This window comes from Hydrogenophaga sp. OTU3427, assembly GCF_038440225.1.
Lineage (GTDB): Bacteria > Pseudomonadota > Gammaproteobacteria > Burkholderiales > Burkholderiaceae_C > Hydrogenophaga.
Genome location: NZ_JASATI010000014.1, coordinates 30437 through 55801 on the forward strand (window position 1 = coordinate 30437; position 25365 = coordinate 55801).

Annotated in this window: 21 protein-coding genes; 3 read left to right on the forward strand and 18 right to left on the reverse strand. The window is 69.0% G+C overall.

Translation table 11 applies throughout. The features are described 5' to 3' along the window. Window positions 1–13: 13 nt before the first annotated feature. Both kefC and kefF read right to left on the reverse strand, forming a co-directional pair. Window positions 14–1870 (reverse strand): glutathione-regulated potassium-efflux system protein KefC, encoded by a 1857-nt coding sequence (kefC, locus tag AAHB17_RS10510; protein WP_342130520.1) that lies wholly within the window; start codon window positions 1868–1870, stop codon window positions 14–16. Further along, window positions 1867–2502, reverse strand: a complete 636-nt coding sequence (gene kefF / locus AAHB17_RS10515; RefSeq protein ID WP_342130521.1) for a glutathione-regulated potassium-efflux system oxidoreductase KefF — start codon at window positions 2500–2502, stop codon at window positions 1867–1869. Before kefF ends, kefC begins: the two co-directional genes overlap by 4 nt. Window positions 2503–2598: 96 nt before the next feature. On the opposite strand from kefF, the gene AAHB17_RS10520 reads away from it, so the two are divergent. Then, window positions 2599–2859 carry a hypothetical protein gene (locus AAHB17_RS10520; RefSeq protein WP_342130522.1) on the forward strand — a complete coding sequence of 87 codons (261 nt, stop codon included), beginning with the start codon at window positions 2599–2601 and terminating at the stop codon, window positions 2857–2859. A gap of 31 nt (window positions 2860–2890) precedes the next feature. On the opposite strand, the gene AAHB17_RS10525 is transcribed toward AAHB17_RS10520, so the two are convergent. Continuing rightward, complete coding sequence (locus tag AAHB17_RS10525) at window positions 2891–5884, reverse strand: HD domain-containing phosphohydrolase (RefSeq protein ID WP_342130523.1); 2994 nt, start codon at window positions 5882–5884, stop codon at window positions 2891–2893. Between the two features lie 138 nt (window positions 5885–6022). On the opposite strand from AAHB17_RS10525, the gene AAHB17_RS10530 reads away from it, so the two are divergent. Both AAHB17_RS10530 and miaB read left to right on the forward strand, forming a co-directional pair. Then, window positions 6023–6433, forward strand: a complete 411-nt coding sequence (locus AAHB17_RS10530) for a hypothetical protein (protein WP_342130524.1) — start codon at window positions 6023–6025, stop codon at window positions 6431–6433. Between the two features lie 14 nt (window positions 6434–6447). After that, on the forward strand, window positions 6448–7809 hold the full coding sequence (miaB, locus tag AAHB17_RS10535; RefSeq protein WP_342130525.1) for a tRNA (N6-isopentenyl adenosine(37)-C2)-methylthiotransferase MiaB: 1362 nt from the start codon (window positions 6448–6450) through the stop codon (window positions 7807–7809). A 178-nt stretch (window positions 7810–7987) separates the two neighbouring features. Here miaB and ftsZ read toward each other — a convergent pair whose 3' ends face one another. The 15 genes from ftsZ to mraZ form a co-directional block, all read right to left on the reverse strand. Continuing rightward, a complete protein-coding gene (gene ftsZ / locus AAHB17_RS10540; RefSeq protein WP_342130526.1) occupies window positions 7988–9214 on the reverse strand; it encodes a cell division protein FtsZ in 1227 nt (408 codons plus the stop codon). A 134-nt stretch (window positions 9215–9348) separates the two neighbouring features. After that, window positions 9349–10578: a cell division protein FtsA gene (ftsA, locus tag AAHB17_RS10545; RefSeq protein ID WP_342130527.1), complete on the reverse strand. Its 1230-nt coding sequence runs from the start codon at window positions 10576–10578 to the stop codon at window positions 9349–9351. A 14-nt stretch (window positions 10579–10592) separates the two neighbouring features. After that, window positions 10593–11426 carry a cell division protein FtsQ/DivIB gene (locus AAHB17_RS10550; protein ID WP_342130528.1) on the reverse strand — a complete coding sequence of 278 codons (834 nt, stop codon included), beginning with the start codon at window positions 11424–11426 and terminating at the stop codon, window positions 10593–10595. A gap of 13 nt (window positions 11427–11439) precedes the next feature. Next, the gene (locus tag AAHB17_RS10555) at window positions 11440–12381 is read right to left on the reverse strand and encodes a D-alanine--D-alanine ligase (RefSeq protein WP_342130529.1); all 942 of its coding nucleotides are present in this window, start codon (window positions 12379–12381) and stop codon (window positions 11440–11442) included. After that, window positions 12378–13796, reverse strand: a complete 1419-nt coding sequence (murC, locus tag AAHB17_RS10560) for a UDP-N-acetylmuramate--L-alanine ligase (RefSeq protein ID WP_342130530.1) — start codon at window positions 13794–13796, stop codon at window positions 12378–12380. The genes AAHB17_RS10555 and murC overlap by 4 nt, the downstream gene beginning before the upstream one ends. Continuing rightward, window positions 13793–14911: an undecaprenyldiphospho-muramoylpentapeptide beta-N-acetylglucosaminyltransferase gene (gene murG / locus AAHB17_RS10565; RefSeq protein WP_342130531.1), complete on the reverse strand. Its 1119-nt coding sequence runs from the start codon at window positions 14909–14911 to the stop codon at window positions 13793–13795. The genes murC and murG overlap by 4 nt, the downstream gene beginning before the upstream one ends. A 35-nt stretch (window positions 14912–14946) precedes the next feature. Further along, window positions 14947–16206: a putative lipid II flippase FtsW gene (ftsW, locus tag AAHB17_RS10570; protein ID WP_342130532.1), complete on the reverse strand. Its 1260-nt coding sequence runs from the start codon at window positions 16204–16206 to the stop codon at window positions 14947–14949. Further along, window positions 16203–17744, reverse strand: a complete 1542-nt coding sequence (gene murD / locus AAHB17_RS10575) for a UDP-N-acetylmuramoyl-L-alanine--D-glutamate ligase (protein ID WP_342130533.1) — start codon at window positions 17742–17744, stop codon at window positions 16203–16205. The genes ftsW and murD overlap by 4 nt, the downstream gene beginning before the upstream one ends. Beyond that, window positions 17741–18919 carry a phospho-N-acetylmuramoyl-pentapeptide-transferase gene (gene mraY / locus AAHB17_RS10580; protein WP_342130534.1) on the reverse strand — a complete coding sequence of 393 codons (1179 nt, stop codon included), beginning with the start codon at window positions 18917–18919 and terminating at the stop codon, window positions 17741–17743. Before mraY ends, murD begins: the two co-directional genes overlap by 4 nt. Beyond that, window positions 18909–20324 (reverse strand): UDP-N-acetylmuramoyl-tripeptide--D-alanyl-D-alanine ligase, encoded by a 1416-nt coding sequence (locus AAHB17_RS10585; RefSeq protein ID WP_342130535.1) that lies wholly within the window; start codon window positions 20322–20324, stop codon window positions 18909–18911. Before AAHB17_RS10585 ends, mraY begins: the two co-directional genes overlap by 11 nt. Continuing rightward, complete coding sequence (locus tag AAHB17_RS10590; RefSeq protein ID WP_342130536.1) at window positions 20321–21823, reverse strand: UDP-N-acetylmuramoyl-L-alanyl-D-glutamate--2,6-diaminopimelate ligase; 1503 nt, start codon at window positions 21821–21823, stop codon at window positions 20321–20323. Before AAHB17_RS10590 ends, AAHB17_RS10585 begins: the two co-directional genes overlap by 4 nt. Beyond that, on the reverse strand, window positions 21823–23556 hold the full coding sequence (locus AAHB17_RS10595) for a peptidoglycan D,D-transpeptidase FtsI family protein (protein WP_342130537.1): 1734 nt from the start codon (window positions 23554–23556) through the stop codon (window positions 21823–21825). The genes AAHB17_RS10590 and AAHB17_RS10595 overlap by 1 nt, the downstream gene beginning before the upstream one ends. Next, on the reverse strand, window positions 23553–23858 hold the full coding sequence (gene ftsL, locus AAHB17_RS10600) for a cell division protein FtsL (protein ID WP_342130538.1): 306 nt from the start codon (window positions 23856–23858) through the stop codon (window positions 23553–23555). Before ftsL ends, AAHB17_RS10595 begins: the two co-directional genes overlap by 4 nt. Next, window positions 23855–24778: a 16S rRNA (cytosine(1402)-N(4))-methyltransferase RsmH gene (gene rsmH / locus AAHB17_RS10605; RefSeq protein WP_342130539.1), complete on the reverse strand. Its 924-nt coding sequence runs from the start codon at window positions 24776–24778 to the stop codon at window positions 23855–23857. Before rsmH ends, ftsL begins: the two co-directional genes overlap by 4 nt. Before the next feature lie 9 nt (window positions 24779–24787). Continuing rightward, a complete protein-coding gene (mraZ, locus tag AAHB17_RS10610; RefSeq protein WP_342130540.1) occupies window positions 24788–25216 on the reverse strand; it encodes a division/cell wall cluster transcriptional repressor MraZ in 429 nt (142 codons plus the stop codon). Window positions 25217–25365 lie beyond the last annotated feature (149 nt).

The window sequence follows — 25365 nt, forward strand, 5'->3', positions numbered from 1 at the left end:
CTGAGAACGTGTTTCAGGTCCCCCAGTCGGGCGGCAGTTGCTTGCGCCGGCGCGCCGCCCGTTCCTCGCGCTCCTGCGCCAGCTGGGCCTCCAGCTGCTCGCGCCCCTGGCGGGTGACGGAAATCAGGCGCTCCACGTCCGCGTGGTGCGGGTGCTGCAGTTCCAGCATGCCCAGGTTGTGGCGGCGAAAACGCATGGCCAGCTCGCGCGCCTCGAAGGCGGTGTGGCCGACCGCCTCCAGCACCTTGCGGGCGCTGCCCAGCGAGGACTCGAACAGCTCGCGGTCGATCAGCGTGACGCCCCGGTCGCGCAGGGCGTTCCAGTGCCCCACGTCGCGCGCCCGGGCCACCAGCTGCAGCTGCGGGAAGTGCTCGCGGGCCAGGTCGACGATGGCCAGGCTGGTGTCGCGGTCGTCCACCGCCACCACCAGCACGCGGGCGCTGGCGGCGCCCGCGTTGTGCAGCAGGTCCAGCCGCGTGGCGTCGCCATAAAAGCTCTTGAAGCCAAAACGCCGCAGCGACTCGACCTGGTCGGGGTTGTGGTCCAGCACCGTGGGCTTGAGGCCGGCCGCCAGCAGCACGCGGGTCACGATCTGGCCGTAACGGCCGATGCCGGCGACGATGATGGGCGCGTCCTGCACGTCGAAGGGCTCGGGTTCGGGCCGGGCCGCCGCGCCGCTGTGGCGCCGCGCCAGGCGGTCGACCAGCAGCAGCAGCAAGGGCGTGAGCAGCATGGACAAGGCCACCGCGCCAATCCACAGCGCGGCCGTGGCTGGCGCCACCACCCGCGCCGTGGCCGCGGCGCCAAACAACACGAAGGCGAATTCGCTGCCCTGCGCGATCAGCAGCGCGAACAGGTTGCGCTGCGCCAGCGGTATGCCCACGGTGGCGGCCAGCGGCCGCATGATGGCGAACTTGATGGCCATGAAACCCAGGGTGATGCCCAGGGCCTGCCAGGGCTGGGCCAGCAGCACGCCGAAGTCGATGGACATGCCCACGGCGATGAAGAACAGGCCCAGGAACAGGCCCTTGAAGGGCTCCAGGTCGGTTTCGAGGGCGCGGCGGTACTCGCTGTCGGCCATCAGCACGCCGGCCAGGAAAGCGCCCAGGCCCATGGAGAGGTCAACCCAGCGCATGAGGTAGGCCACGCCGATGACCAGCAGCAGGGCGGCGGCGGTGAAGACCTCGCGCACGTCGCTGCGGGCGATGGCGCGGAACAGCGGGCGCACCAGGTAGCGGCCGCCGAACACGATCGCCACCACCACGGCCAGCGCCCGGGCGGCCAGGAAACCGCCACCGTCGGCGGCCACGTCCTCACCGGCCACCAGGCCCACGGCCAGGGCCGGCAGCAGGGCCAGCAGGGGGATGGACTGGATGTCTTGCGCCAGCGACAGCGCCACCGTGGTCTGGCCGGTTTCGGTCTGCGCCTGGTGGCGCTCGGCCAGGGCCTGCAGGGCGATGGCGGTGGACGACAGCGAGAGGCCGAAGCCCAGCACCAGCGCGGCCTGCCAGCCGGCGCCCAACCACCAGGCCAGGCCGCCGATGGCGCTGCTGCACAAGGCCATCTGCAGGCTGCCCCAGACGAAGATGGGCTGGCGCAGCCGCCAGACCTTGGCCGGCTCCAGCTCCAGGCCCACGAGGAACAGCATCAGCACCACACCGAATTCGGCGAAGTGCAGCACCGACGCCGCGTCGGCGATCAGGCCCATGCCCCAGGGCCCGATGGCGATGCCGGCCAGCAGGTAGCCCAGCACGGCGCCAAAGCCCAGGCGCTTGGCCAGTGGCACGGCCAGCACGGCCGCGCCCAGGTAAACCAGGGCCGGCGTCAGCCAGTCGCCCGCCGCCACGTGGCCGACGGTTTCGGCGCTCATGGCTGGCTCCCATGGCTCTGCGGGCGGTCGCTGTCAGGCACCTCGCAGCCCACACATTCGATGTCGGCGATCTCGGGCCAGTCGGGGTAGCTGGACAGGCGCTGCACAAACACGTCCACATGGGCGCGCAGCTCGTCCTCGGCCACCGCATGGGCGCCATGCAACACCAACGGCGGCAGGAAACGCATGCCACACAGGGCAGCGGTCTGCTCGTAGGGCGGCAGGAAGGCATCGAAAAAATAGCGGTTGTAGCCCTGCGGGTGGTAGGCCGACTCGGCGCCGCCGGTGCTGGCCACCAGCCAGACGTCCTTGCCACGCAGCGCCTGCCCGCGCCGGCCGTAGGCCCAGCCGTGGCTCAGCACCTCGTCCTGCCACAGCTTGTGCAGCGGCGGGCTGGCGTACCACTGGATGGGGTGCAGCCAGACCAGCAGCTGCGCCGCCGCCAGCCGGGCCTGCTCGGCGGACACGTCGATGTCGTAATCGGGGTAGCTGGCGTACAGGTCCATGACCTGCACATGGGGCAGCGCGCGGGTGGCCTCCAGCAAACGCCGGTTGACGCGGGATTCGCGCCAGTGGGGGTGGGCGGCCACCAGGTAGACCGGGGGTGGATGGGATGCTTCAGGAGGATTCATCTCGTCACGATAACGCAAGCCCTTTGCCACAGGGCTGGCGTAATATCGATGGTCTGTTGCGGGCTGGCCGCTGACGTCATCCATGGAGCCATGGGCATGATTGAACAGAATCAGCATTTCAAGCGGGTCACGACCGCCTTCCCCCACATCGGGAAGAACATCCGCCTGCTCTGGGGCCATCCCGAATTCGCGCTCTACATGGCCAAGCTCATGGGCGACACCCGCAACGGCGAGCGGCGAGGCTTCCCCGACGATGTGCACGACTCCATGCTGCGCCTGCTGGAGCAGCACGACCGCGACTTCCCGCGCAAGCCACAAGCGTCCCGGGACCTCTGGGCCGACCAGCCCGACGACTGAGGAAGTGTGAGCACCCGCCCGCGCAGCGGTATCACGGCCCCAGGTATTGCGCGATGTCCACCTCGTCGATCTGCTCGGGCAGCAGGTACTTGCGGGCGTAGGTTGCATAGACCCCGGAGCTGAGAAAAAGGTCGAACAGCACCGGGTCGATGTGCCGCTTCATCTTGAACTTGTGCAGGATCTTGATGGATTCCGACAGGGTCTTGGCCTTCTTGTAGGGGCGGTCGCGCGCGGTCAGGGCCTCGAAGACGTCCGCGATCGCCATGATGCGCGAGGGAATGGACAGCTCGCGCTCCGTCAGGCGCCGCGGGTAACCGCTGCCGATCAGCGTTTCGTGGTGGGTGCCGGCGTACTCCGGCACGCGCTTGAGGTTGTAGGGCAGCGGCATGTTCTCGAGCATCACGATGGTCTGGACGATGTGCTCGTTGATCTTGAAGCGCTCTTCGTCCGTCAGGGTTCCGCGCGCGATCGACAGGTTGTAGACCTCGCCGTGGTTGTAGAGGTGCTCGGGCACTTTCAGGGTGAAGCCATAGCGCGAGTCCAGGGCCGCGGTGGGCGGGCGCTCGAACAGGTGCTGCGCCTTGTCCGCCAGCAGTTGCTCCTGCGCCGGCAGAGGCCGCGCCGGTTCGCGTTCGAAGCGCTTGAGTTCGTCGTGGGCCAGGCCCAGCCGGTCGTCGAAATGCCGAACCCAGGTGGTGCGCGCGATGTCCCTCAAGCGGTCGACCTTGTCGGGTGCCATGAACTCGCTGCCCAGGTTGCATTCGGCCACGAAGGCGAAGTCGGCCACCAGCTCGGCGCGCCTCGCCTCGAAGGCCGCATTCGCCGAAGCCGCCTGTGCGGGGTCCTCGACGATGGCCTCCAGGCAGGCGATGCGCGCGTCGCGCAGCAACACCTCGAACCGGGTCCGGATCTCGTGGATGCGGTTGAAGATGGTTTCCAGCTTGGTCGCCTTGTCCACCACGAACTCGGGCGTCGTGACCTTGCCGCAGTCGTGCAACCAGGCACCGATGCGGAATTCGCGCCACTCGTCCTCGGTCTTGAACTCGAAGTCGGCCAGCGGGCCCTCTTTCACCTCGCATGCCTTCTGCGCCAGCATCATCGCCAGCTGCGGCACGCGCTCGCAGTGGCCACCCGTGTAGGGGCTCTTGGTGTCGATGGCGCCGGCGATGATCTGGATCATCGAATCCATCAGGGCCTTCTGCGCGTCGAGCAGGATCTGGTTCTCCAGCGCCACGGCGGCCTGGGCCGCCAGCGCCTCGACAAAACTCACGATCTCCGGGTCGAACGGAATCACCTCACCGGTCTTGGGGTGCAGGGCGTTCATCAGCTGGACCAGCCCCAGGACCTGTCCCTCGCTGGCCTTGAGGGGCACGTTCAAGGTGGAGACCACGCGGATGCCCGACTCCTCGCTGAACCGCTTGGTGCCACTGACGTCGAAGCGCGTTTCGCTGTAGATGTCGTCGATGACCACGGTCTCGCCGCTCAGCACGACGTGGGTGGCGACGAATTTGTGGTCGGGCCGGCCGTGGATGTCGTAGAGCGCCAGCTCGGTGGTCGGCAGGGGGTCGTCGCTGGTGCGCAAGGCGAAACGCAAGGTGTTGCGCTCGGTCTTGAGGAACAGGGTCGCGGCCTGACACTGCGCGATCTCGCGCGCGCCGAACAGCGCCGCGCGCAACAGCTCCGCGCGGTCGTGCGTGCGCCCGAGTTCGATGCCCGTCTCCACGATCCGGGACAGCTTGGCCTGCGCCGTCTCCAGCGCCACCGTGCGCTCCTTGACCGAGCGGTGCATGACCGTCTGGGCCTGCCCCAGCGCGTTGATTTCGTAGAGGTAGGACTGCACCTCCGCCGGCTCGGCCGAGAAATCCAGCACGCGCAGCCGCTCGGAGTCCTGCGCCATGCGTCCCAGGGAACGCGCGATGCCGCGTGTGCCGATCAGGGCAATGGGCACCAGCACCACCAGCAGGGCACAAGTGATCAGCAGCACATCGCGCCGCGCGCGCTCGACCGGCCCGGTGTAGTCGGCCACCGGCGCCCAGGAGACCACCTGGTAGCGGCCGCTGCCGGCGATGTCGAGCTTGCGCACCACCAGCAGGTGGGGCTCGCCGCCCAGCTCCAGGAAGTGCGACACCTCCGGCGCCATGTCCTTGAGCAGACCGGCCACGGCCGCCACCTTGGGGTGGGCCACCCCGGCCATGGGTTGCAGCATGCCGGTGTTGGTCTGGAAGCCCGACGACCCCTTGCCGTGCGCTGCCAGAAGCCGCCCCTGTTCATCGACCACGCCGATGAAGGCGTTGTCGCTGATCTGGTAGCTGGCGAGCACCCCCGGCAGCATGTGCAGGCTGATGTCGATGCCGTAAACCCCGCCGCCCTGGGGCATGGCGGCGGCAATCGTCACACCCTCGCGCTGGGTGGACGCAAACACGTAGGGCGCGGTGAGTAGGGCGCCCGGCGTGGCCAGCGCACCCCGGTACCAGGGCCGGTCCAGCGGGGTGTATGACGCCGGCTCGCTGCGCTCGTCGAGCAGCCGACCGTCCGTGTCGAGGAACTGCCACCGCTCCGTGCGGCGGCCCTGGGCATCCGCCTGGATGACCCTCACGGCGAGTTCGGTCTGCCCGGGCGCCACCAGCGCCTGGACCACGGAGGGGTCGCGGTGCACGCCTATCGCCTGGTAGAAGTCGCCGTTGGCCAGACCGATGTATTCGCCATAAACGCCCGGGTTCTGCCGCACCGAGGTCTTGAGCACCGCCAGCACCGCCTCCGCCGGCATGGACTGGCGCTTGAGCAGCGTGGCCGCGTCGCCCGCCGCAAACGCCAAGGCGCGCCGGGCATGGGCCTCCAGGCTCAGCTGCAAGTTGTCCGCGATGCCCCGCGTGATCAGCTCGAACCGTTCGGTGGCGCCAAACTCCGCCGTTTCGCGGAATTTGCCAAACACGGTGCCCAGAAAAACGGCGGACAGGATCAGCACCAGCGCACTGGCGGAGATGACGATCCACTGCTGGAACCTGATGGTTTTGATGCCGAACATCCGATATGCCGAATAAGGGTGGAGGTGTCGAGCCTTGTGCGCAATATAGCGCCGACGGCACGCCTTGGGTCCGGCACCAGGCGACTGGGGACCCTCGCGGTAAAATGAGCGCCCCTCCACAGCCTCTGGACACATACCATGAACCGCTGTCACGGGCGCCGCCACGGCGCCTTGATGCTGGCCATCGCCTCGCTGGCCACCGCCTTTGTTCCCTCCCACGCCCAGGCCCAGGGCCGGGTCTTCCCCGACAGCGCGCTGCGTGGCCACCTCGTCGTGACCAACCCGCCCGACGTGCTGCTCAACGGCCAGCCCGCGCGGCTGTCGCCCGGCTCGCGCATCCGCGGCACCAGCAACACGCTGGTGTTCCCGCAGTCGCTGCAGCAACAGTCGCTGGTGGTGAACTACACCCGCGAAGCCACCGGCCTGGTGCACGACGTCTGGATACTGACCGCCTACGAGGCTGCGCAGCCACGCGCCGGCTGGGACGGTGTGATCCGCAATTACCGCTTCCAGTCCGAGCAGGACGCCGCCAAAAGCAGCGGCCGCTGAGGCCGGAGACCCCCATGAGCAAAAAAGTTTTCATCAAGACCTTCGGCTGCCAGATGAACGAGTACGACTCGGACAAGATGGCCGATGTGCTGGGCGCCGCCCAGGGCTACGAACCCACGCAGGACGTGGAGGAAGCCGACCTCATCCTGTTCAACACCTGCTCGGTGCGCGAAAAAGCGCAGGAGAAGGTGTTCAGCGACCTGGGCCGCGTCAAACACCTCAAGGACAAGGGCGTGCTGATCGGTGTCGGCGGCTGCGTGGCCAGCCAGGAGGGCGAGGCGATCATCAAGCGCGCCCCCTATGTGGACGTGGTGTTCGGCCCGCAGACCCTGCACCGCCTGCCCGAGATGCTGAACGCCCGCGCCGCCCTGGCCCGGCCCCAGGTCGACATCAGCTTCCCCGAGATCGAGAAGTTCGACCACCTGCCGCCCGCCCGCGTGGAGGGCGCCAGCGCCTTCGTGAGCATCATGGAAGGCTGCAGCAAGTACTGCAGCTACTGCGTGGTGCCCTACACCCGCGGCGACGAGGTCAGCCGCCCCTTCGAGGACGTGCTGGTGGAGGTGGCCGGCCTGGCCGACCAGGGCGTGAAGGAGATCACGCTGCTGGGCCAGAACGTCAACGCCTACCGGGGCAAGATGGGTCAGGATTCGAAGTCCGGGCCCGAGATCGCCGACTTCGCCCTGCTGCTGGAGTACGTGGCCGACATGCCTGGCATCGAGCGCATCCGCTACGTGACCAGCCACCCCAACGAATTCACGCCGCGCCTGATCGAGGCCTACGCCAGGCTGCCCAAGCTGGTGAACCACCTGCACCTGCCGGTGCAGCACGGCAGCGACCGCATCCTGATGGCCATGAAACGCGGCTACACCGCGACGGAATACAAGAGCACCATCCGCAAGCTGCGCGCCATCCGCCCCGACCTGTCGCTCTCCAGCGACTTCATCGTCGGCTTCCCGGGCGAGACCGACGAGGACTTCGGCAAGATGATGAAGCTCATCGAGGACGTCGGTTTCGATGCCTCCTTCAGCTTCATCTTCAGCCCGCGGCCCGGCACCCCGGCCGCCAACCTGCCCGACGACACGCCCCACGCGGTCAAGCTCCAGCGCCTGCAGCGGCTGCAGGCCAGCATCGAGGACAACGTGCGCCGCATCAGCGCGGGCCTGGAAGGCCGGGTGCAGCGCATCCTGGTCGAAGGGCCATCGCGCAAGGACGCCAGCGAGCTGATGGGCCGCACCGAATGCAACCGCATCGTCAACTTCCCCGGCGGCCCCCACCCGGCCCGCCTGGTCGGCCAAATGGTGGACGTGCGAATCACCTCGGCCCAGCCACACTCGCTGCGCGCCGAGGTGGTGGTGAAGGAAGACCTGCCCGCCTGAGCCCCCCCCACAACCTCCCTCCCCCCCAAAAAAAACGGCGCCATCGGCGCCGTTTTGCTTGCCCGTCACGCCCGCCAACACTCACCCGGGGGCACCGCGGACCTGGCTCCGCCAGTCCGCAGGTGCCGCCCCTCGAGGGGGTGACGCGCCCCTGGGCGCGGCGCGGGGGTGGGCTCAATCAGTCGGCCTGCTTGCGCAGGAAGGCCGGGATCTCGAAGTCGTCCATGCCCCCCGAGGACAGGGCGTCGACCTTGGCCGCCGCCTGGGTGCGGTTGGTGCGCCACACGCTGGGCACGGCCATACCGCTGTAGTCGTTCTGCTGCGCGGCCGGGCCGGCACCGATGGCCGAGCCACCCATGGCGTTGACGCCGGGGGCGACGTGGAAGGGCATGTTGTCGGTGCCGGTGCGCAGCACCTGCAGCGGCGGCGCCTGGCGGCGCGCGTTCTGGCGGCTCAGGCCGGTGGCCACCACGGTCACACGGATGGCGTCGCCCAGGGCCTCGTCGTAGGCGGTGCCGTAGATGATGTGGGCATCGGGCGAGGCGAAGGCGCGGATGGTGGTCATGGCCAGCTTGGATTCGCTCAGCTTGAGCGAGCCCTTGGAGGCCGAAATCAGCACCAGCACGCCCTTGGCGCCCGAGAGGTCCACCCCCTCGAGCAGCGGGCAGGCCACGGCCTGTTCGGCGGCGATGCGGGCGCGGTCCGGGCCGCTGGACGTGGCGGTGCCCATCATGGCCTTGCCGGGCTCGCCCATGACGGTGCGCACGTCTTCGAAGTCGACGTTCACATGGCCCGGCACATTGATGATCTCGGCAATGCCGCCGACCGCGTTCTTGAGCACGTCGTTGGCGTGGGCAAAGGCCTCTTCCTGGGTGATGTCGTCGCCCAGCACTTCCTGCAGCTTCTCGTTGAGCACCACGATCAGCGAGTCGACGTTCTGCTCCAGCTCGGCCAGGCCGGCGTCGGCGTTGGCCATGCGCTTGGGGCCTTCGAAGTCGAAGGGCTTGGTGATCACACCCACGGTGAGGATGCCCATTTCCTTGGCCACGCGGGCGATCACGGGCGCGGCGCCGGTGCCGGTGCCGCCGCCCATGCCGGCGGTGATGAAGAGCATGTGCGAACCGGCGATGGCTTCGCGGATGTCGGCTTCGGCCAGCTCGGCGGCCTCGCGGCCCTTGTCGGGCTTGCTGCCGGCGCCCAGGCCGGTGGTGCCAAGCTGGATGGTGCGGTGGGCCGCGGTGCGCGACAGCGCCTGCGCGTCGGTGTTGGCGCAGACGAATTCCACGCCCTGCACGCCGCAGCCGATCATGTGCTCGACCGCGTTGCCACCGCCACCGCCGACACCGATCACCTTGATCTGCGTGCCCTGGTTGAACCCTTCTGCCTCAATCATTTCGATGCTCATGTTTTTCTCCTTGAATGCTTGCTGATGGTTGCCATTGAATCTGTGTGTGCCTGAACCGCTGCGGGTTCAGCCAGGCGGCCCGGTTTCGCTCGGTCGGCGTCGGCGTGGCCGTGGCGCGGTGGTGGTCTTGGTCATCAGAACGTCCCCATGAACCAGTCTTTCACTCGGCCCAGCGCGCTGTGCACCGACCCCGTTTTCTGCGCCACCTTGTGGCCACGCAGCCGCGCCAGGCGCGCCTCTTCGAGCAGGCCCATGACGGTGGCGGCGCGCGTCTGCGCCACCATGTCCGACAAGGCACTGGTGTACTTGGGCACGCCACGGCGCACCGGCTTGAGGAAGATGTCCTCGCCCAGCTCGACCATGCCGGGCATGACCGCACTGCCGCCGGTGATCACCACGCCGGAGGACAGCACCTCCTCGAAACCCGAGTCGCGCATGGTCTGCTGCACCAGGGCAAAAATCTCCTCCACGCGCGGCTCGATCACGCCGGCCAGGGCCTGGCGGCTGAGCATGCGCGGGCCGCGGTCGCCGAGGCCGGGCACTTCCACCTGGGTCTCGGGGTCGGCCAGCAGCTGCTTGGCGCAGCCGCTCTCGACCTTGATGTCCTCGGCGTCCTTGGTGGGCGTGCGCAGGGCCATGGCGATGTCGCTGGTGATCAGGTCGCCCGCGATGGGGATGACCGCCGTGTGGCGGATGGCGCCACCGGCGAAGATGGCGACGTCGGTGGTGCCGGCGCCGATGTCCACCAGCGCCACGCCCAATTCCTTCTCGTCGTCGGTCAGGATGGACTGGCTGGACGCCAGCGGGTTGAGCATGAGCTGGTCGACCTCCAGGCCACAGCGGCGCACACATTTGATGATGTTCTCGGCCGCGCTCTGGGCGCCGGTGACGATGTGGACCTTGGCCTCCAGGCGGATGCCGCTCATGCCGATCGGCTCCTTCACCTCCTGGCCGTCGATCACGAACTCCTGCGGCTCCACCAGCAGCAGGCGCTGGTCGGTGGAGATGTTGATGGCCTTGGCGGTCTCGATCACACGCGCCACGTCGGCCGGCGTGACCTCGCGGTCCTTGATGGCCACCATGCCGCTGGAGTTGATGCCGCGGATGTGGCTGCCGGTGATGCCGGTGTAGACACGGGCGATGCGGCAGTCGGCCATCAGCTCGGCTTCCTTGAGGGCCTGCTGGATGCTTTGCACCGTGGCGTCGATGTTGACCACCACACCGCGCTTGAGCCCGTGGCTGGGGGCCACGCCCAGGCCCGCGAGCTTGAGCGTGCCGCCGGGCTGCACCTCGGCCACCACCACCATGATTTTGGAGGTGCCGATGTCGAGTCCGACCACGAGATCCTTGTATTCCTTGGCCATGATGGATGCTTGTTTTACCTGTTGTGGTTCGAGGGTTTCGGGGTGGCTGGCCGAGGCGCGGGGCGGGGCGCCGGCTTGGCGGCGGTGGCTGCGTCCACGGTGGAGACACCGCGCATGCGCACGGCGTAGCCGTTGGGGTAGCGCAGGTCGGCCGATTCGATGTCGCGCTGGTAGCGGGCCGTGACCTGGCCCACCGTGCCGACGAACTGCGCGGCGCGGGCCATCAGTTCGCTGGGCTCGCCGCGGCCGAGTTCAACCTGGGCCTGGTTGGACAGCACCACCCGCCAGTTGCCGCGCGGGTTGAGTTCCAGCCGCCGGATGTCGAGGTCGATGCGCCCGAACACGCTGCTGAGATCGCGGTAGAGCGCCAGCACCTGGGGCGCCTGGTCGTCGGGGCCGGCGAGTTCCACCAGCGCGTCGTTATCGATGTTGTCGGGGTTGGCCTGGAACACCTGGGCCTGGGCGTTGAGCAGGCGGTCCTCGCCGGCGTCGCCCCACCAGGCCACGGCCTGGTGCTCGGTCAGCGTGACCTTGAGGCGGTTGGGAAACTCGCGCTGCACCACCGCCTGGCGCACCCAGGGCACGGATTCGAACAGGCGCTGCGCCTCGGCCAGATCGAGCGTGAGGAAGGAGCCGTTGAGGCGCGCCGCGATGTGCGAACGCAGCGTCACCACGTTCTGGTGAGCCACGTCGCCTTGCACCTTGATGCCGGCCAGGTGCCAGGCCGGGTGCCGCACCAGCCACATGCCACACGCGCTCAGCCCCATGAGGACGAACAGGCCCAGCAGCAACTGGCTGGCCAGTGCCATCAGGCGGACGTCGGTGGGGGTGTCGAGCACGGGGTTCATGGACGTGGCGGGCTCAGGCGTTGTCCAGCGTGGCGGCCTGCAGCACCTGCAGACACAGCTCGGGGTAGGCGATGCCGGCGGCACGCGCCGACATGGGCACCAGCGAATGGCCGGTCATGCCGGGCGAGGTGTTGATCTCCAGCAGGTAGGGCTTGCGGGTGGTCGCGTCGATCATCACGTCGGCCCGCGCCCAGCCGCGGCAGCCCAGGGTCTGGAAGGCGTCGAGCACCAGCGCCTGGATGCGCGCCTCCTCGCCATCGGGCAGGCCACAGGGCACCAGGTACTGGGTGTCGTCGGTGAAGTACTTGTTCTGGTAGTCGTAGTTGCCGTCGGGCGCCACGATGCGGATCACCGGCAGCGCCCGCGCCGTGTCGCCCGTGCCCAGCACCGGGCAGGTGACCTCATCGCCGGCGATGAACTGCTCGCACAGCACCAGCGGGTCGTGCTGCGCCGCCAGGCGGTAGGCCTCGTCGCACTGCGCGGCATCGATCACCTTGGTCAGGCCGATGGTGGAGCCCTCGCGCGCCGGCTTCACGATCATGGGGCTGCCCAGGGCCGCGAAGGCATCGCGCGTGGCCAGGGCGCTGTCGACCTGGCGCCAGCCCGGCGTGGGCAGGCCCACGGCCGACCAGATGCGCTTGGTCATGACCTTGTCCATGGCCACGCTGGAGGCCAGCACGCCGGAGCCGGTGTAGGGAATGCCCAGCAGCTCCAGCGCACCCTGCACCGTGCCGTCTTCGCCAAAGCGGCCGTGCAGGGCAATGAAGCAGCGCTCGAAGCCTTCGGCCTTCAGCGCCGACAGCTCGCGCTCCGCCGGATCGAAGGCGTGTGCGTCCACGCCACGTTCCCGCAGCGCCTTGAGCACGCCCGTGCCCGACATCAGCGACACCTCGCGTTCGGCCGAACGGCCGCCCATCAGCACCGCGACCTTGCCCATCGTCTGTTCCACCGTCATGCCCCCGCCCCTTGTGCGACCGCCACCATCTCCACCACCTTGCCCGGCACGGCCCCGATGGAGCCGGCCCCCATGCACAGGATCACATCGCCATCGCGGGCGTTGTCGACGATGGCCTGAGGCATGTCGGTGATGTCGTCCACGAACACCGGCTCGACCTTGCCGGCCACGCGCAGGGCCCGCGCCAGGCTGCGGCCGTCGGCCGCCACGACGGGCGCCTCGCCGGCGGCATAGACCTCGGACAGCAGCACCGCGTCGGCCTGGCCGATGACCTTGATGAAATCCTCGAAGCAGTCGCGGGTGCGGCTGTAGCGGTGCGGCTGGAAGGCCAGCACCAGGCGTCGACCCGGGAAGGCGCCACGCGCCGCGGCCAGCGTGGCGGCCATCTCCACCGGGTGGTGGCCGTAGTCGTCGATCACGGTGCAGTGGCCGCCGTCGCGTGTGGCGACCTCGCCGTAGCGCTGGAAACGCCGGCCCACGCCCTTGAATCCGGCCAGGGCGCGCAGCACGGCCTCGTCGGGCAGGCCCAGTTCCACCGCCACGGCGATGGCGGCCAACGCGTTCTTCACGTTGTGCTCGCCCGCGAGGTTGAGCACCACGTCCAGGTCGGGCAGCACCACGCCGTTGCGGCGCAACACGGTGAAGTGCATCTGCCCGCTGGCCGCGCGCACGTTGACGGCGCGCACCTCGGCGTCCTCGTTAAAGCCATAGCTGGTGACCGGGCAGGACACCTGCTGAACGATGTCGCGCACCGCCGCGTCGTCGGTGCAAAGGATGGCCACGCCGTAGAAGGGCATGCGGTGCAGGAAGTCGACGAAGGCCTGCTTGAGCCGGCCGAAGTCGTGCCCGTAGGTCTCCATGTGGTCGGCGTCGATGTTGGTCACCACCGCCATCACCGGCAACAGGTTCAGGAAGGACGCGTCGGACTCGTCGGCCTCGACCACGATGTGTTCGCCACTGCCCAGCCGGGCATTGGCGCCGGCGCTGTTGAGACGGCCACCGATCACGAAGGTCGGGTCCATGCCGGCCTCGGCCAGCACGCTGGCCACCAGGCTGGTGGTGGTGGTCTTGCCGTGGGTACCGGCGATGGCGATGCCCTGCTTCAGGCGCATCAGCTCGGCCAGCATCAGGGCGCGCGGCACGACCGGGATCTTCTTCTCGCGCGCGGCGACCACCTCGGGGTTGCTGGCCAACACCGCGGTGGAGGTGACCACCGCGTCGGCGCCGGCGATGTGGGCCGTGGCGTGGCCGACAAAGGTGCGTATGCCCAGGCTGGCCAGGCGGCGCAGCGTGGCGCTGTCGGACAAATCGGAGCCCGAGACGGTGTAACCCAGGTTGCTCAGCACTTCGGCGATGCCGCTCATGCCCGAGCCACCGATGCCGACAAAGTGGATGTGGCGGACGGCGTGTTTCATGTGTTGTTTCCTCCGGCCAGTGCTTCACAGGCCATCACCACTTCGCGGGTGGCGTTTGTTTTTTCGAGTGCCTTGGCCTGGGTGGCCCGCGCCAGCAGTTCACCCCGGTCGGTGTGGGCGATGAAGTCGGCCAGGCCCTGCGGCGTCAGGTCGCTCTGTGGCAGCAACCAGCCGGCGCCCGACTCGGTCAGGAAGCGGGCGTTGACGGTCTGGTGGTCGTCCACGGCGGCCGGGAAGGGCACGAACAGGGCGGCAGCGCCGATGGCGGCGATTTCGGTCACGGTGCTGGCACCCGCGCGGCAGACGATCAGGTCGGCCTCGGCGAAGGCACTGGCGGTGTCGTCGATGAAGGGCGTGAGCTCGGCATCGACGCCGGCGGCGGCGTAGTTGGCGCGCAGCTCGTCGATCTGCCGGGCGCCGCTCTGGTGTGTGACCCGTGGCCGCTGCCCGGCCGGCAACAGGGCCAGCGCGCGCGGCACGATGTCGTTGAGGGCGCGCGCGCCCAGGCTGCCCCCCACCACCAGCAGCTTCAGCGGGCCGCTGCGGCCGGCGAAACGTTGCGCAGGTTGGGCCTGCTGCGTGAAGGCCGCACGCAGCGGGTTACCCACCCAGATGCCTTTCGGCATGGCCTTGGGGAACGCGGTGAACACCCGGTCGGCGACGCTGGCCAGCACCTTGTTGGCCAGACCGGCGACCGAGTTCTGTTCGTGCAACACCAGCGGCTTGCCGGCCAGCACGGCCATCATTCCGCCGGGAAAACTGATGTAGCCACCCAGGCCCACGACCACGTCGGGACGCACGCGACGCACCACCTGCAGGCTGTGCCAGAAGGCGCGCAGCAGACGCAGCGGCAGCAGGGCCAGCGTGAGCAGGCCCTTGCCGCGCACGCCGCCGAAGGCCACGGGCTCGAAGGCAAAACCGCGCGGCGGCACCAGCTGGGCCTCCATGCTGCCCGGCGCGCCCAGCCAGTGCACCCGCCAGCCGCGTTCGCGCAGGGCCTCGGCCACCGCCAGACCGGGGAAGATGTGGCCGCCCGTGCCGCCCGCCATCACCAATGCGGTCCTGCTGACGACAGCCCCCACGCGCCCCGCTGCGCGTGGTTCGCTGCCCCCCATGGGGGCATTCGCCACTTGGGGCGGCCCGGCGTGGCTCATGGCCGCCCCCCGCGCATCAGCTGCCGGTTTTCATAGTCCACGCGCAGCACCACGGCCAGGGCCACGAGGTTGAGCAGGATGGCCGAACCGCCGTAGCTCATCAGCGGCAGCGTCAGGCCCTTGGTGGGCAGCGCGCCGAGGTTGACGCCGATGTTGATGAAGGACTGGAAGCCCACCCACAGGCCCACGCCCTGGGCCACCAGGCCGGCGAAGACCTGGTCCAGCGCGATCGCCTGGCGGCCGATGTGCATGATGCGGCGGGTCAGCCACATGAACATGACGATCAGGGTCAGCACACCCATCAGGCCGAATTCCTCGCCGATGACGGCCAGCAGGAAATCGGTGTGCGCCTCGGGCAGCCAGTGCAGCTTCTCCACGCTGCCGCCCAGGCCGACGCCGAAGATCTCGCCCCGGCCGATGGCGATGAGGGCGTGCGACAGCTGGTAGCCCTTGCCCAGGGCGTGCTCCTCGCTCCAGGGGTCGAGGTAGGCAAAGATGCGCTCGCGCCGCCATTCGCTGGACAACACGATCAGGCCGAAGGCGCCCACCACCAGCAGGGCGATCAGGAAGAACATGCGGGCGTTGACGCCGCCCAGGAACAGGATGCCCATGGCGATGACCACGATCACCATGAAGGCGCCCATGTCGGGCTCGGCCAGCAGCAGCACGCCCACCAGCACCACCGCCACGCCCATGGGGGTGACGGCCTTGAAGAAGTCTTCCTTCACTTCCATCTTGCGCACCATGTAGCTGGCGGCGTAGAGCAGCACCGAGAGCTTGGCCAGCTCCGAGGGCTGGAAGCTCATGAAACCCACCGATATCCAGCGGCGCGCGCCGTTGACCACCGTGCCCACATGGGGGATCAGCACCGCCACCAGCAGCACGATGGAGGCCATGAACAGCCAGGGCGCCAGCTTCTCCCACACCCGCAGCGGCAGCTGGAAGGCCATGAAGGCCGCCACCAGGCCAATGCAGATGAACAGGGCATGGCGGCTGACGAAATGGGTGTGGGCGTAGCGCGCGAAGCGCGGGTTGTCGGGCAGGGCGATGGAAGCCGAGAACACCATCACCAGCCCCCAGGCCAGCAGGGCCACGACCACCCACACCAGGGGCTGGTCGAAACCGGCAGCGGCCACCGGCCGGGTGCGGCCGCTGTCGTAGCTGCCGGTCTGCAGGCGCACCGGCAGCTCACCCACGGACTCGGTGGCCGGGCGGCCCAGCCCCAGGCGGGCCAGCGTGGCGCGCAGCAGCTTCATGCGAGGCCTCCCGCTTCCACGGCCAGGGCCTGCACCGCCGCCACGAAAACTTCGGCCCGGTGGCCGTAGTTGCGGAACATGTCCAGGCTGGCGCAGGCCGGCGACAGCAACACGGCGTCACCGGGCTGGGCCTGTTGCGCGCACAGGGCGGTGGCGGCCTCCAGCGTGTCGGCGTCGAACAGGGGCACGCCGGTGTGGGCCAGCGCCTCGCGGATGCGGCCGGCGTCGCGGCCGATCAGCACCACCGCGCGCACATGGCGCGCCACCGCTTCGGCCAGGGGAGTGAAATCCTGGCCCTTGCCCTCGCCGCCCAGGATGACCACTAGGCGGCGCTCGGTGCCCAGCCCGTTGATGGCGGCCAGCGTGGCGCCCACGTTGGTGCCCTTGCTGTCGTCGAAGTACTCGACCTCGCCGACGATGGTCACCGGCTCCACGCGGTGCGGTTCGCCGCGGTACTCGCGCAGGCCATGCAGCATGGGGCCCAGCGGCGCGCCGGTGCTGGTGGCCAGGGCCAGCGCGGCCAGGGCGTTGCAGGCGTTGTGGCGGCCACGGATGCGCAAGGCCTCGGCCGGCATCAGGCGCTGCATGTAGACCTCGGGCGCCGAGGTGTCGCCCCGGCGGACCTTGCGGGTCTCGTCCACGGCCAGGGCGCGCACCAGCCAGCTCATGCCGTTGACGTCTTCGATGCCCCAGTCGCCGGGACGGCTGGGCAGGTCGGTGCCGAAACTGGCGTGGTCGCGGGCCGGCAGCGTGCGGGTCACCTTGCCTTCGCGCTGCACCACCGGCTCTGGGCGCAGGGCCATCACACGCCCGTCCTGGCGGTTGAGCAGCATCAGGCCCTGGCGGCCAAAGATGCGGGCCTTGTCGGCCGCGTAGGCGTCCATGTCGCCGTGCCAGTCCAGGTGGTCCTGGGTGACGTTGAGGATGGTGGCCGCGGTGGGCTCGAAACCGGTGACGCCATGCAGCTGGAAGCTGGAGAGTTCGAGCACCCAGGCGGCGGGCAGCTCGCCGGCGTCCAGCGCCTGGCCCAGCATGTCCAGCATGGACGGGCCGATGTTGCCGGCCACCGCCACCGACAGGCCGGCGCGCTCCAGCAGCAGGCCGGTGAGCGAGGTCACGGTGGTCTTGCCGTTGGTGCCGGTGATGGCCAGCACCTGCGGACGGTAAGGCGCCGCTGCGTCGTCGGCCAGCACCTGGAGCGCCTGGGCGAACAGATCGAGCTCACCGACGAAGGGGATGCCCTGCGCCACGGCGGCGTCGGCCAGGCCCTGCCACTGGGCCGGCGCGAGGCCGGGGCTGCGTGCGACCAGGGCGTAGCCGGCGCCGTCCAGCAGCGTGGCATCGAGCGCGCCCGACAGCAGGCGCGCGCCGGGCACGGCCTCGGCCAGCGCGGCCTGCTGCGGCGGCGCTTCGCGGGTGTCGACCACGGTCACCTGCGCGCCCAGGCGGGCACACCAGCGGGCCATGGCCAGACCGGACGCGCCCAGGCCCAACACCAGCACGTGACGATCCTGCAGAGAGGTGGGCAGGCGGTTCATCGCAGCTTCAAGGTGGAGAGGCCGACCAGGCACAGCAGCATGGTGATGATCCAGAAACGCACGACCACCTGCGTTTCCTTCCAGCCGGTTTTCTCGAAGTGGTGGTGCAGCGGCGCCATCTTGAACAGGCGGCGGCCTTCGCCGTAGCGGCGCTTGGTGTATTTGAACCAGGTCACCTGCAGCATCACCGACAGGGCCTCGACCACGAAGATGCCGCCCATGATGGCCAGCACGATTTCCTGGCGCACGATGACGGCGATGGTGCCGAGGGCGCCGCCCAGCGCGAGCGCGCCCACATCGCCCATGAAGACCTGGGCCGGGTGGGTGTTGAACCACAGGAAGGCCAGGCCGGCACCGGCCATGGCGGCGCAGAAGATCAGCAGCTCGCCGGCGCCCGGGATGTAGGGCATGAACAGGTAGCGTGCGAACACCGAGCTGCCCGTGACGTAGGCGAACACGCCCAGGGCCGAACCCACCATCACGACCGGCATGATGGCCAGGCCGTCGAGGCCGTCGGTGAGGTTGACCGCGTTGCTTGAGCCAACGATGACCAGGTAGGTCATGACCACGAAGCCGACCACCCCCAGCGGGTAGCTCACTTCCTTGAAGAAGGGCAGCAGCAGGCCGGCCTGCGGCGGCAGGGCGACGGTGAAGCCCGAGGCCACCCAGCCGAAAAACAGCTCCAGCACGCGGCTGTTGCTGCTCTCGGAAATGCTGAACACCAGGTAGAAGGCGGCCACCAGGCCGATCAGCGACTGCCAGAAGTACTTCTCGCGAGAGCGCATGCCCTCGGGGTCCTTGTGCACGACCTTGCGCCAGTCGTCCACCCAGCCGATGGCGCCAAAACCCAGGGTCACGATCAGGACGATCCAGACGAAGCGGTTGGAGAGATCGAACCACATCAGCGTGGACACCGCGATCGAGAACAGGATCAGCACCCCGCCCATCGTCGGGGTGCCACTTTTGCTGAGATGGGTCTGCATGGCGTAGCCACGGATGGGCTGGCCGATCTTGAGCGCCGTCAGGCGGCGGATGAACATGGGACCGGCGGCCACGCCCAGCAGCAGCGCCGTCATGGCGGCCATCACGGCGCGGAAGGTGATGTACTGGAACACCCGCAGGAATCCGAATTCGGGCGACAGGCCCTGCAGCCACTGGGCCAGACTAAGCAACATGGGAAACCCCTCCTGCGGTGGTGTCCGCCAGGTCTTGCAGGGCCTGAACCACGCGCTCCATGCGCATGAACCTGGACCCCTTGACCAGCACGCTGCCCGCCGTGACGGCCTGTGCGTTGGCGTGTGACACCAGCGCGTCGACATCGGTGAAAAACAGCAGGCGCGGGGCCGCTGCGGTGGTGTGGAAGCTGGGCGCGGCCTGGGCGAACCAGTCGCCGGTGCACAACACCTGCGTGATGCCGCTGTCCAGCGCGTGCGCCAGCACTTCCTGGTGAAAAGCCAGCCCCTGGTCGCCGACCTCGCCCATGTCGCCCAGCACCAGCAGCTGGGGTCCGGGCAGGCTGGCAAGCACGTCGATGGCGGCGCGCACCGAATCGGGGTTGGCGTTGTATGTGTCGTCCACCAGCGTGATGGCACGGCCCTGCAACACCAGCGGCACGGTGCGTGAGCGGCCCTTGACCGGCTCGAAATCCGACAGGCCCTGGGCAATGGCCGGCAAGGCCACGCCCGCGGCCAGCGCGCAGGCCACGGCCGCCAGCGCGTTGCGCAGGTTGTGACGCCCGGCGATGCGCAGGCTGCAGCGCAGGCCGCCGGCCGGGGTGTGGGCCACCAGCTGCCAGGCGGCGCCGGACCAGGTGGCTTCGCCCCAGACGTCGGCACCACGGTCGCTGTCGCTGAACGTGCTGCAGCGGCGGCCGGCGGCCAGCGCGCGCCACAGCGGCGTGTGTTCGTCGTCGGACGGGAACACCGCCACGCCGTCGGCGGGCAAGGCGTCGAACACGGTGGCGTTCTCGCGTGCCACGGCTTCCACCGTGGCCATGAATTCCTGGTGCTCGCGCTGGGCGTTGTTGACCAGGGCCACCGTCGGCGCGGCCATCACGGCCAACCCCGCGATCTCGCCCGGGTGGTTCATGCCCAGCTCGACCACCGCCAGCCGGTGTTGCGGCAGCAGGCGCAGCAGCGTCAGCGGCACGCCGATGTCGTTGTTGAAGTTGCCCTCGGTGGCCAGGGCGCCCTCGCCCGCCGCCGCGCGCAGCACGGATGCGAGCATCTGCGTGACCGTGGTCTTGCCGTTGCTGCCGGTGACGGCGATCAGCGGCAAGTCAAACTGCGCGCGCCAGGCTGCGGCCAGCTGGCCCAGGCCCAGGCGGCTGTCGGGCACCTCCGCGCCGGCCAGCCCGGCCGCGGCCAGGCCTTGTTCGGCCAACGCGGCCACCGCGCCGGCGGCGGCGGCCTGAGGCAGAAAGTCGTGGGCGTCGAAGCGTTCGCCGCGCAGCGCCACGAACAGGTCGCCCGCGCACAGGCTGCGCGTGTCGGTGTGCACGCGGCGGATGTCCTGGGCGGCGGCGTCGCCCACCACGCGGGCCTGTGGCAAGGTGCCCAGCAGTTGTGCCAGTGTCTTCATGCCTGGGCTCCCGGGCCACGCGCCGCCAGGGCGGCCGTGGCGTGCAACACATCGGAAAACGGGTGGCGCTGGCCCTGGATGTCCTGGTAATCCTCGTGGCCCTTGCCGGCGATCAGCACCACGTCCTGTGGTGCGGCCGCCCGCACCGCCTGGGCGATGGCCTCGGCGCGGTCAGGCAGCACCCGCGCCCGGGACGGCTCGCGCAGGCCAGCCGACATCTGCGCGAGGATGGCCAAGGGGTCTTCGCTGCGCGGGTTGTCGCTGGTGAGCAGCAGCACGTCGGCCTCGCGCTCGGCCACGGCCGCCATCAGCGGGCGCTTGATCGGGTCGCGGTCGCCACCACAGCCCACGAGGCACCAGAGGCGCCCCTGACGCTTGCCTGCCAGGGGCTGCAGGGCCACCAGGGCCTTGTCCAACGCGTCCGGCGTGTGGGCGTAGTCCACCAGCACCAGCGGCGCACCGGCGTCGGCCGGCACCACCTGCATGCGGCCGGGCACAGGCGTGAGCGCGGCGCATGCGCCAATGGCGGACCGCAGGTCGACACCGAGCGCGCGGGCCGCGGCGATCACGCCCACCAGGTTGCTGAGGTTGTAGCTGCCCACCAGGGGCAGCTCCAGCGGCGCGGTGGGGGTGGGGTCGCCGGCTTCGCGGATGACGCAGGACATGCCACGCGCCGTCACCGCATGTTCGCTCACGCGCAGGCGGGCGCCCGGCTCGGTGATGGACACGGTCCACAGGTCGAGTTCGGCGCGTTGCGCGAGTTCGAGCGCCAGTGCCGCGCCCTGCGGATCGTCGATGTTGACCACGGCGGCGCGCAGGCCGGCCCAGTCGAACAGCGCGCGTTTGGCCCGCCAGTAGCTGGCCATGTCGCCGTGGTAATCGAGGTGGTCCTGGGTGAAGTTGGTGAACAGGGCCACCGCCACGCGGGTGGCGTCCAGACGGCCTTCAACAATACCAATGGACGAGGCCTCCACCGCGCAGGCGCGCACGCCGTTGTCGGCAAAACCGCGCAGGCCGCCCTGGAACATGAAGGGATCGGGCGTGGTCAGGCCGGTATTCGTCCATGCGCCGCCCGGCTGGCCCAGGCCCAGGGTGCCCACCACGGCGCAGGGCTGGCCAGCGGCCTGCAGCAGCTGCGCGAGCCACCAGGCGCTGGATGTCTTGCCGTTGGTGCCGGTGATGGCCACCACGTCCAGGGCCTCGCTGGGCTGCCGGTAGAAATCGGCGGCCAACGGTGCGCTGGCGGTTTTCAGGTGGCCCAGGGTGGCGATGCGCTCGTCGTCGAAGGCAAAGGCCTCGACGCCATCGCGCTCCACCAGGCAGGCGGCCGCGCCCGCGGCCAGGGCCTGGTGCACGAAGCGGCGGCCGTCGGCGGCGGCGCCCGGCCAGGCCACGAAACCGTCGCCCGGGCCCACGCGCCGGCTGTCGGCCTGCAGGCTGCGGCAGCCGCGCTCGCGCAGCCACGCCACCGCCTGGGAAGTGCCGTGCAGGTGACGCATCAGAACGACTCCTCCACCGACTTGGCCACGATCTGCGGCTTGACTTCCATGTCGGGCGAGACGCCCATCACACGCAGCGTCTGCTGCACCACCTCGCTGAACACGGGTGCCGCCACCAGGCCACCGAAATACTGGCCGTTGCTGGGCTCGTCGACCATCACCGCCACGATGATGCGCGGCGTCTCGATGGGCGCCATGCCGGTGAACCAGGCGCGGTAGCGGTTGCTGGCGTAGCCCTTGCCCACCTGCTTGTGGGCCGTGCCCGACTTGCCACCAACCGAATAACCCACGGTCTGCGCCTTCTGGCCGGTGCCGCCGGGACCGGCGGCCATCTGCAACATCTTGCGCACGGCGGCGGCGTTGGCGGCCGAGAACACCTGCACGCCCACCGCTGGCTCGGACCGCTTGAGCATGGTGGCCGGGATGATCTGGCCGTCGTGGGCGAAGGCGGTGTAGGAGCGCGCCATCTGGAACAGCGACGCCGACAGGCCATAACCGTAGGACATGGTGGCCTGTTCGATCGGGCGCCAGGTCTTGTGCGGGCGCACCCGGCCGGTCACGGCGCCGGGGAAGTCGATCTGCGGCTTCTGGCCGAAGCCCAGCGCGGTGAAGGTGTTCCACATCTCCTGCGCCGACATCTTCTGCGCGATCTTGGTGGCGCCCACGTTGCTCGACTTCTGGATCACGCCTTCGACCGTGAGCGCGCCGTAGGCGTGGGTGTCGGTGATGGTGGCGCCAGCCAGGGTCAGGCGCCCCGGCCCAGTGTCGATGATGGTCTGCGGCGTCACCCGGCCGGCCTCCAGCGCCATGGCCACGGTGATGGGCTTCATGGTGGAGCCGGGCTCGAAGCTGTCGGTGAGCGCCCGGTTGCGCAGCTGCTCGCCACTCAGGTTGACGCGGTTGTTGGGGTTGTAGCTGGGGTAGTTGGCCAGCGCCAGCAGCTCGCCGGTGACGGCGTCGAGCACGACCACGCTGCCGGCCTTGGCCTTGTTCTGCTCGATCGCGTCCTTGAGCTTCTGGTAGGCGAAGAACTGGATCTTGCTGTCGATGGACAGCTGCAGGTCGGGTCCGTCGACCGGCGCGACGACATCGCGCACGTCCTCGACCACGCGGCCCAGGCGGTCCTTGATCACGCGGCGCGATCCCGGCTTGCCGGCCAGCGCCTTGTCGAACGCCAGTTCCACGCCCTCCTGCCCGAGGTCCTCGACGTTGGTGAAACCCACCACGTGTGCCGCGGCCTCGCCCTCGGGGTACTGGCGCTTGTAGTCCTTGCGCAGGTACAGGCCCTTGACGCCCAGCGCATGCACCTTCTGCGCCAGCGGCTCGTCAACCTGGCGCTTGACCCAGACAAAACTCTTCTTTTCGTCGGACAGGCGCTTCTTCAGGTCGGCGTACGGGATGTCGAGCAGCCTGGCGGCGTCGCGCAGCTTGGGGTCGTTCTTGTCCACGTCCTCGGGGATGGCCCAGATGCTCTGAGCCACCACGCTGGTGGCCAGGATCAGGCCATTGCGGTCGAGGATGCGACCCCGGTTGGCCGGCAGCTCGAGCGTGCGGGCAAAACGCACCTCGCCCTGGCGCTGGAAGAAATCGTTGCCAATCACCTGCACGTAGGCGGCGCGCCCGGCCAGGCCCAGGAAGGCCAGCGCCAGGCCGGCCACAATGAACTTGCTGCGCCACACCGGCGTCTTGCTGGCCAGCAGCGGGCTGGAGCTGTAGGCGATGCTGCGGCTCATGGCGTCTTCTCCGCGCCGGCGTCGTTGGGCAGCGCCACCGGCGCGGCCTTGACGTATTCGGTGATGGCCGGATTGGCCGGACGCATCTGCAGCTGGCGGGTGGCGATCTGCTGCACCCGGCCCGGCGTCGCCTGAGCACGTTTTTGCACCACCAGTTGCTCGTGGTCGGCTTCCAACCGCTGCGCCTGCGCGCGCATGCGGTCCAGCGCGGTGTAGAGGCGGCGCGAGTCGTATTGCACGTGCACCAGATAGAAAGCGCTGACCAGCACGGCCAGCAGGAGCACCAGGTTCAGCCGTATCACAGTGCCGTCTCCGTGCGCTCGGCCACCCGCATCACGGCGCTGCGGGCGCGCGGGTTGGCCGCCACTTCTTCGGCGGAGGGCATCACGCGGCCGATGCTGCGCAAGGCCATGGGCTTGGGCGCGGCAAAGGGCGCACGGCGGTCGAACACCTCGCGCGACTGCTGGGCGATGAACTGCTTGACGATGCGGTCCTCCAGCGAGTGGAAGGCAATCACCACCAGGCGGCCGCCGGGACGCAACACGTTCAAGGCCGCGCTCAGCGCTTGTTGCAGCTCTTCAAGCTCGGCGTTGATGAAAATCCGAAGAGCCTGAAATGTGCGCGTTGCAGGGTCCTTGCCCGGCTCGCGGGTTTTGACCGCGCCAGCCACGACTTCGGCCAGCTCGGCGGTGGTTCGAAGATGGCCCCGTTCCTGTCGGCGACGATCAATCGCCTTTGCAATCTGTTGAGCAAACCGTTCTTCGCCGTATTCACGTATCACCTCCGCCATCTCGGCCACGCCGGCCGTTGCGAGCCACTCGGCCACGCTTTGACCGCGCGTGGTGTCCATGCGCATGTCCAGCGGGCCGTCGTGGCGAAAAGAAAAACCCCGTGCGGGGTCGTCGATCTGGGGGGAACTGACACCGAGGTCCATCAGCACCCCGTCGGCGGAGGCGGCCTCCAGTTCACCCAGGTGCTTGAAGCCCTGGTGGCGCACCTCGACACGCGGATCCGCGTCGGCCAGCGCATTGGCCACGGCAATCGCCTGCGGGTCCTTGTCGAACACGGTCAGGCGCCCCAGCGACGACAGCCCCGAGAGGATCAGGCGCGAGTGGCCGCCGCGGCCGAAGGTGGCATCGATGTAGCGGCCATCCGGCTGAACAGAGAGGGCGTCGACCGCCTCGTTCAACAGGACGGTGCGGTGACTGAGTGTGTCTTGCACCGTCGGCCTTCAGAAAGAGAAGTCCTTGAGGACGTCGGGCATCTCACCCTGCATCGCCTCGGCTTCCTGGGCCGCGTAGGTGGCGGCATCCCAGAGCTCGAAATGGTTGCCCATGCCCAGCAACACAGCCTCCTTGCTCAGACCGGCGGCGGCCCGCAGCTCGGGCGAGATCAGCACACGCCCGGCGCTGTCCATCTCGGCGTCCATCGCGTTGCCCAGGAAAATGCGCTTCCACCACTGGGCCGACATCGGCAGCGCGGCGATGCGCTCGCGGAAGGTCTCCCACTCGCTGCGCGGGAACACCATCAGGCAACCATGGGGGTGCTTGGTGACCGTGAGCTGTCCGGCGGCCGTGGCGCTCAGCACGTCGCGGTGCCGCGTCGGCACGGACAACCGGCCTTTGGCATCGAGACTGAGGGAGGAGGCGCCTTGGAACACGTGTGGACCTTAAAACTACACTTTTCACCACTAAATTGCACTTTTCCCCACTTTATCAGGAAAACACGCACACACAAGACCGCATGTCCGTTTTTTTTCAATGAAATCAAGCACTTAGACAATATTTACAAAGCATCTTGAAGGATAAA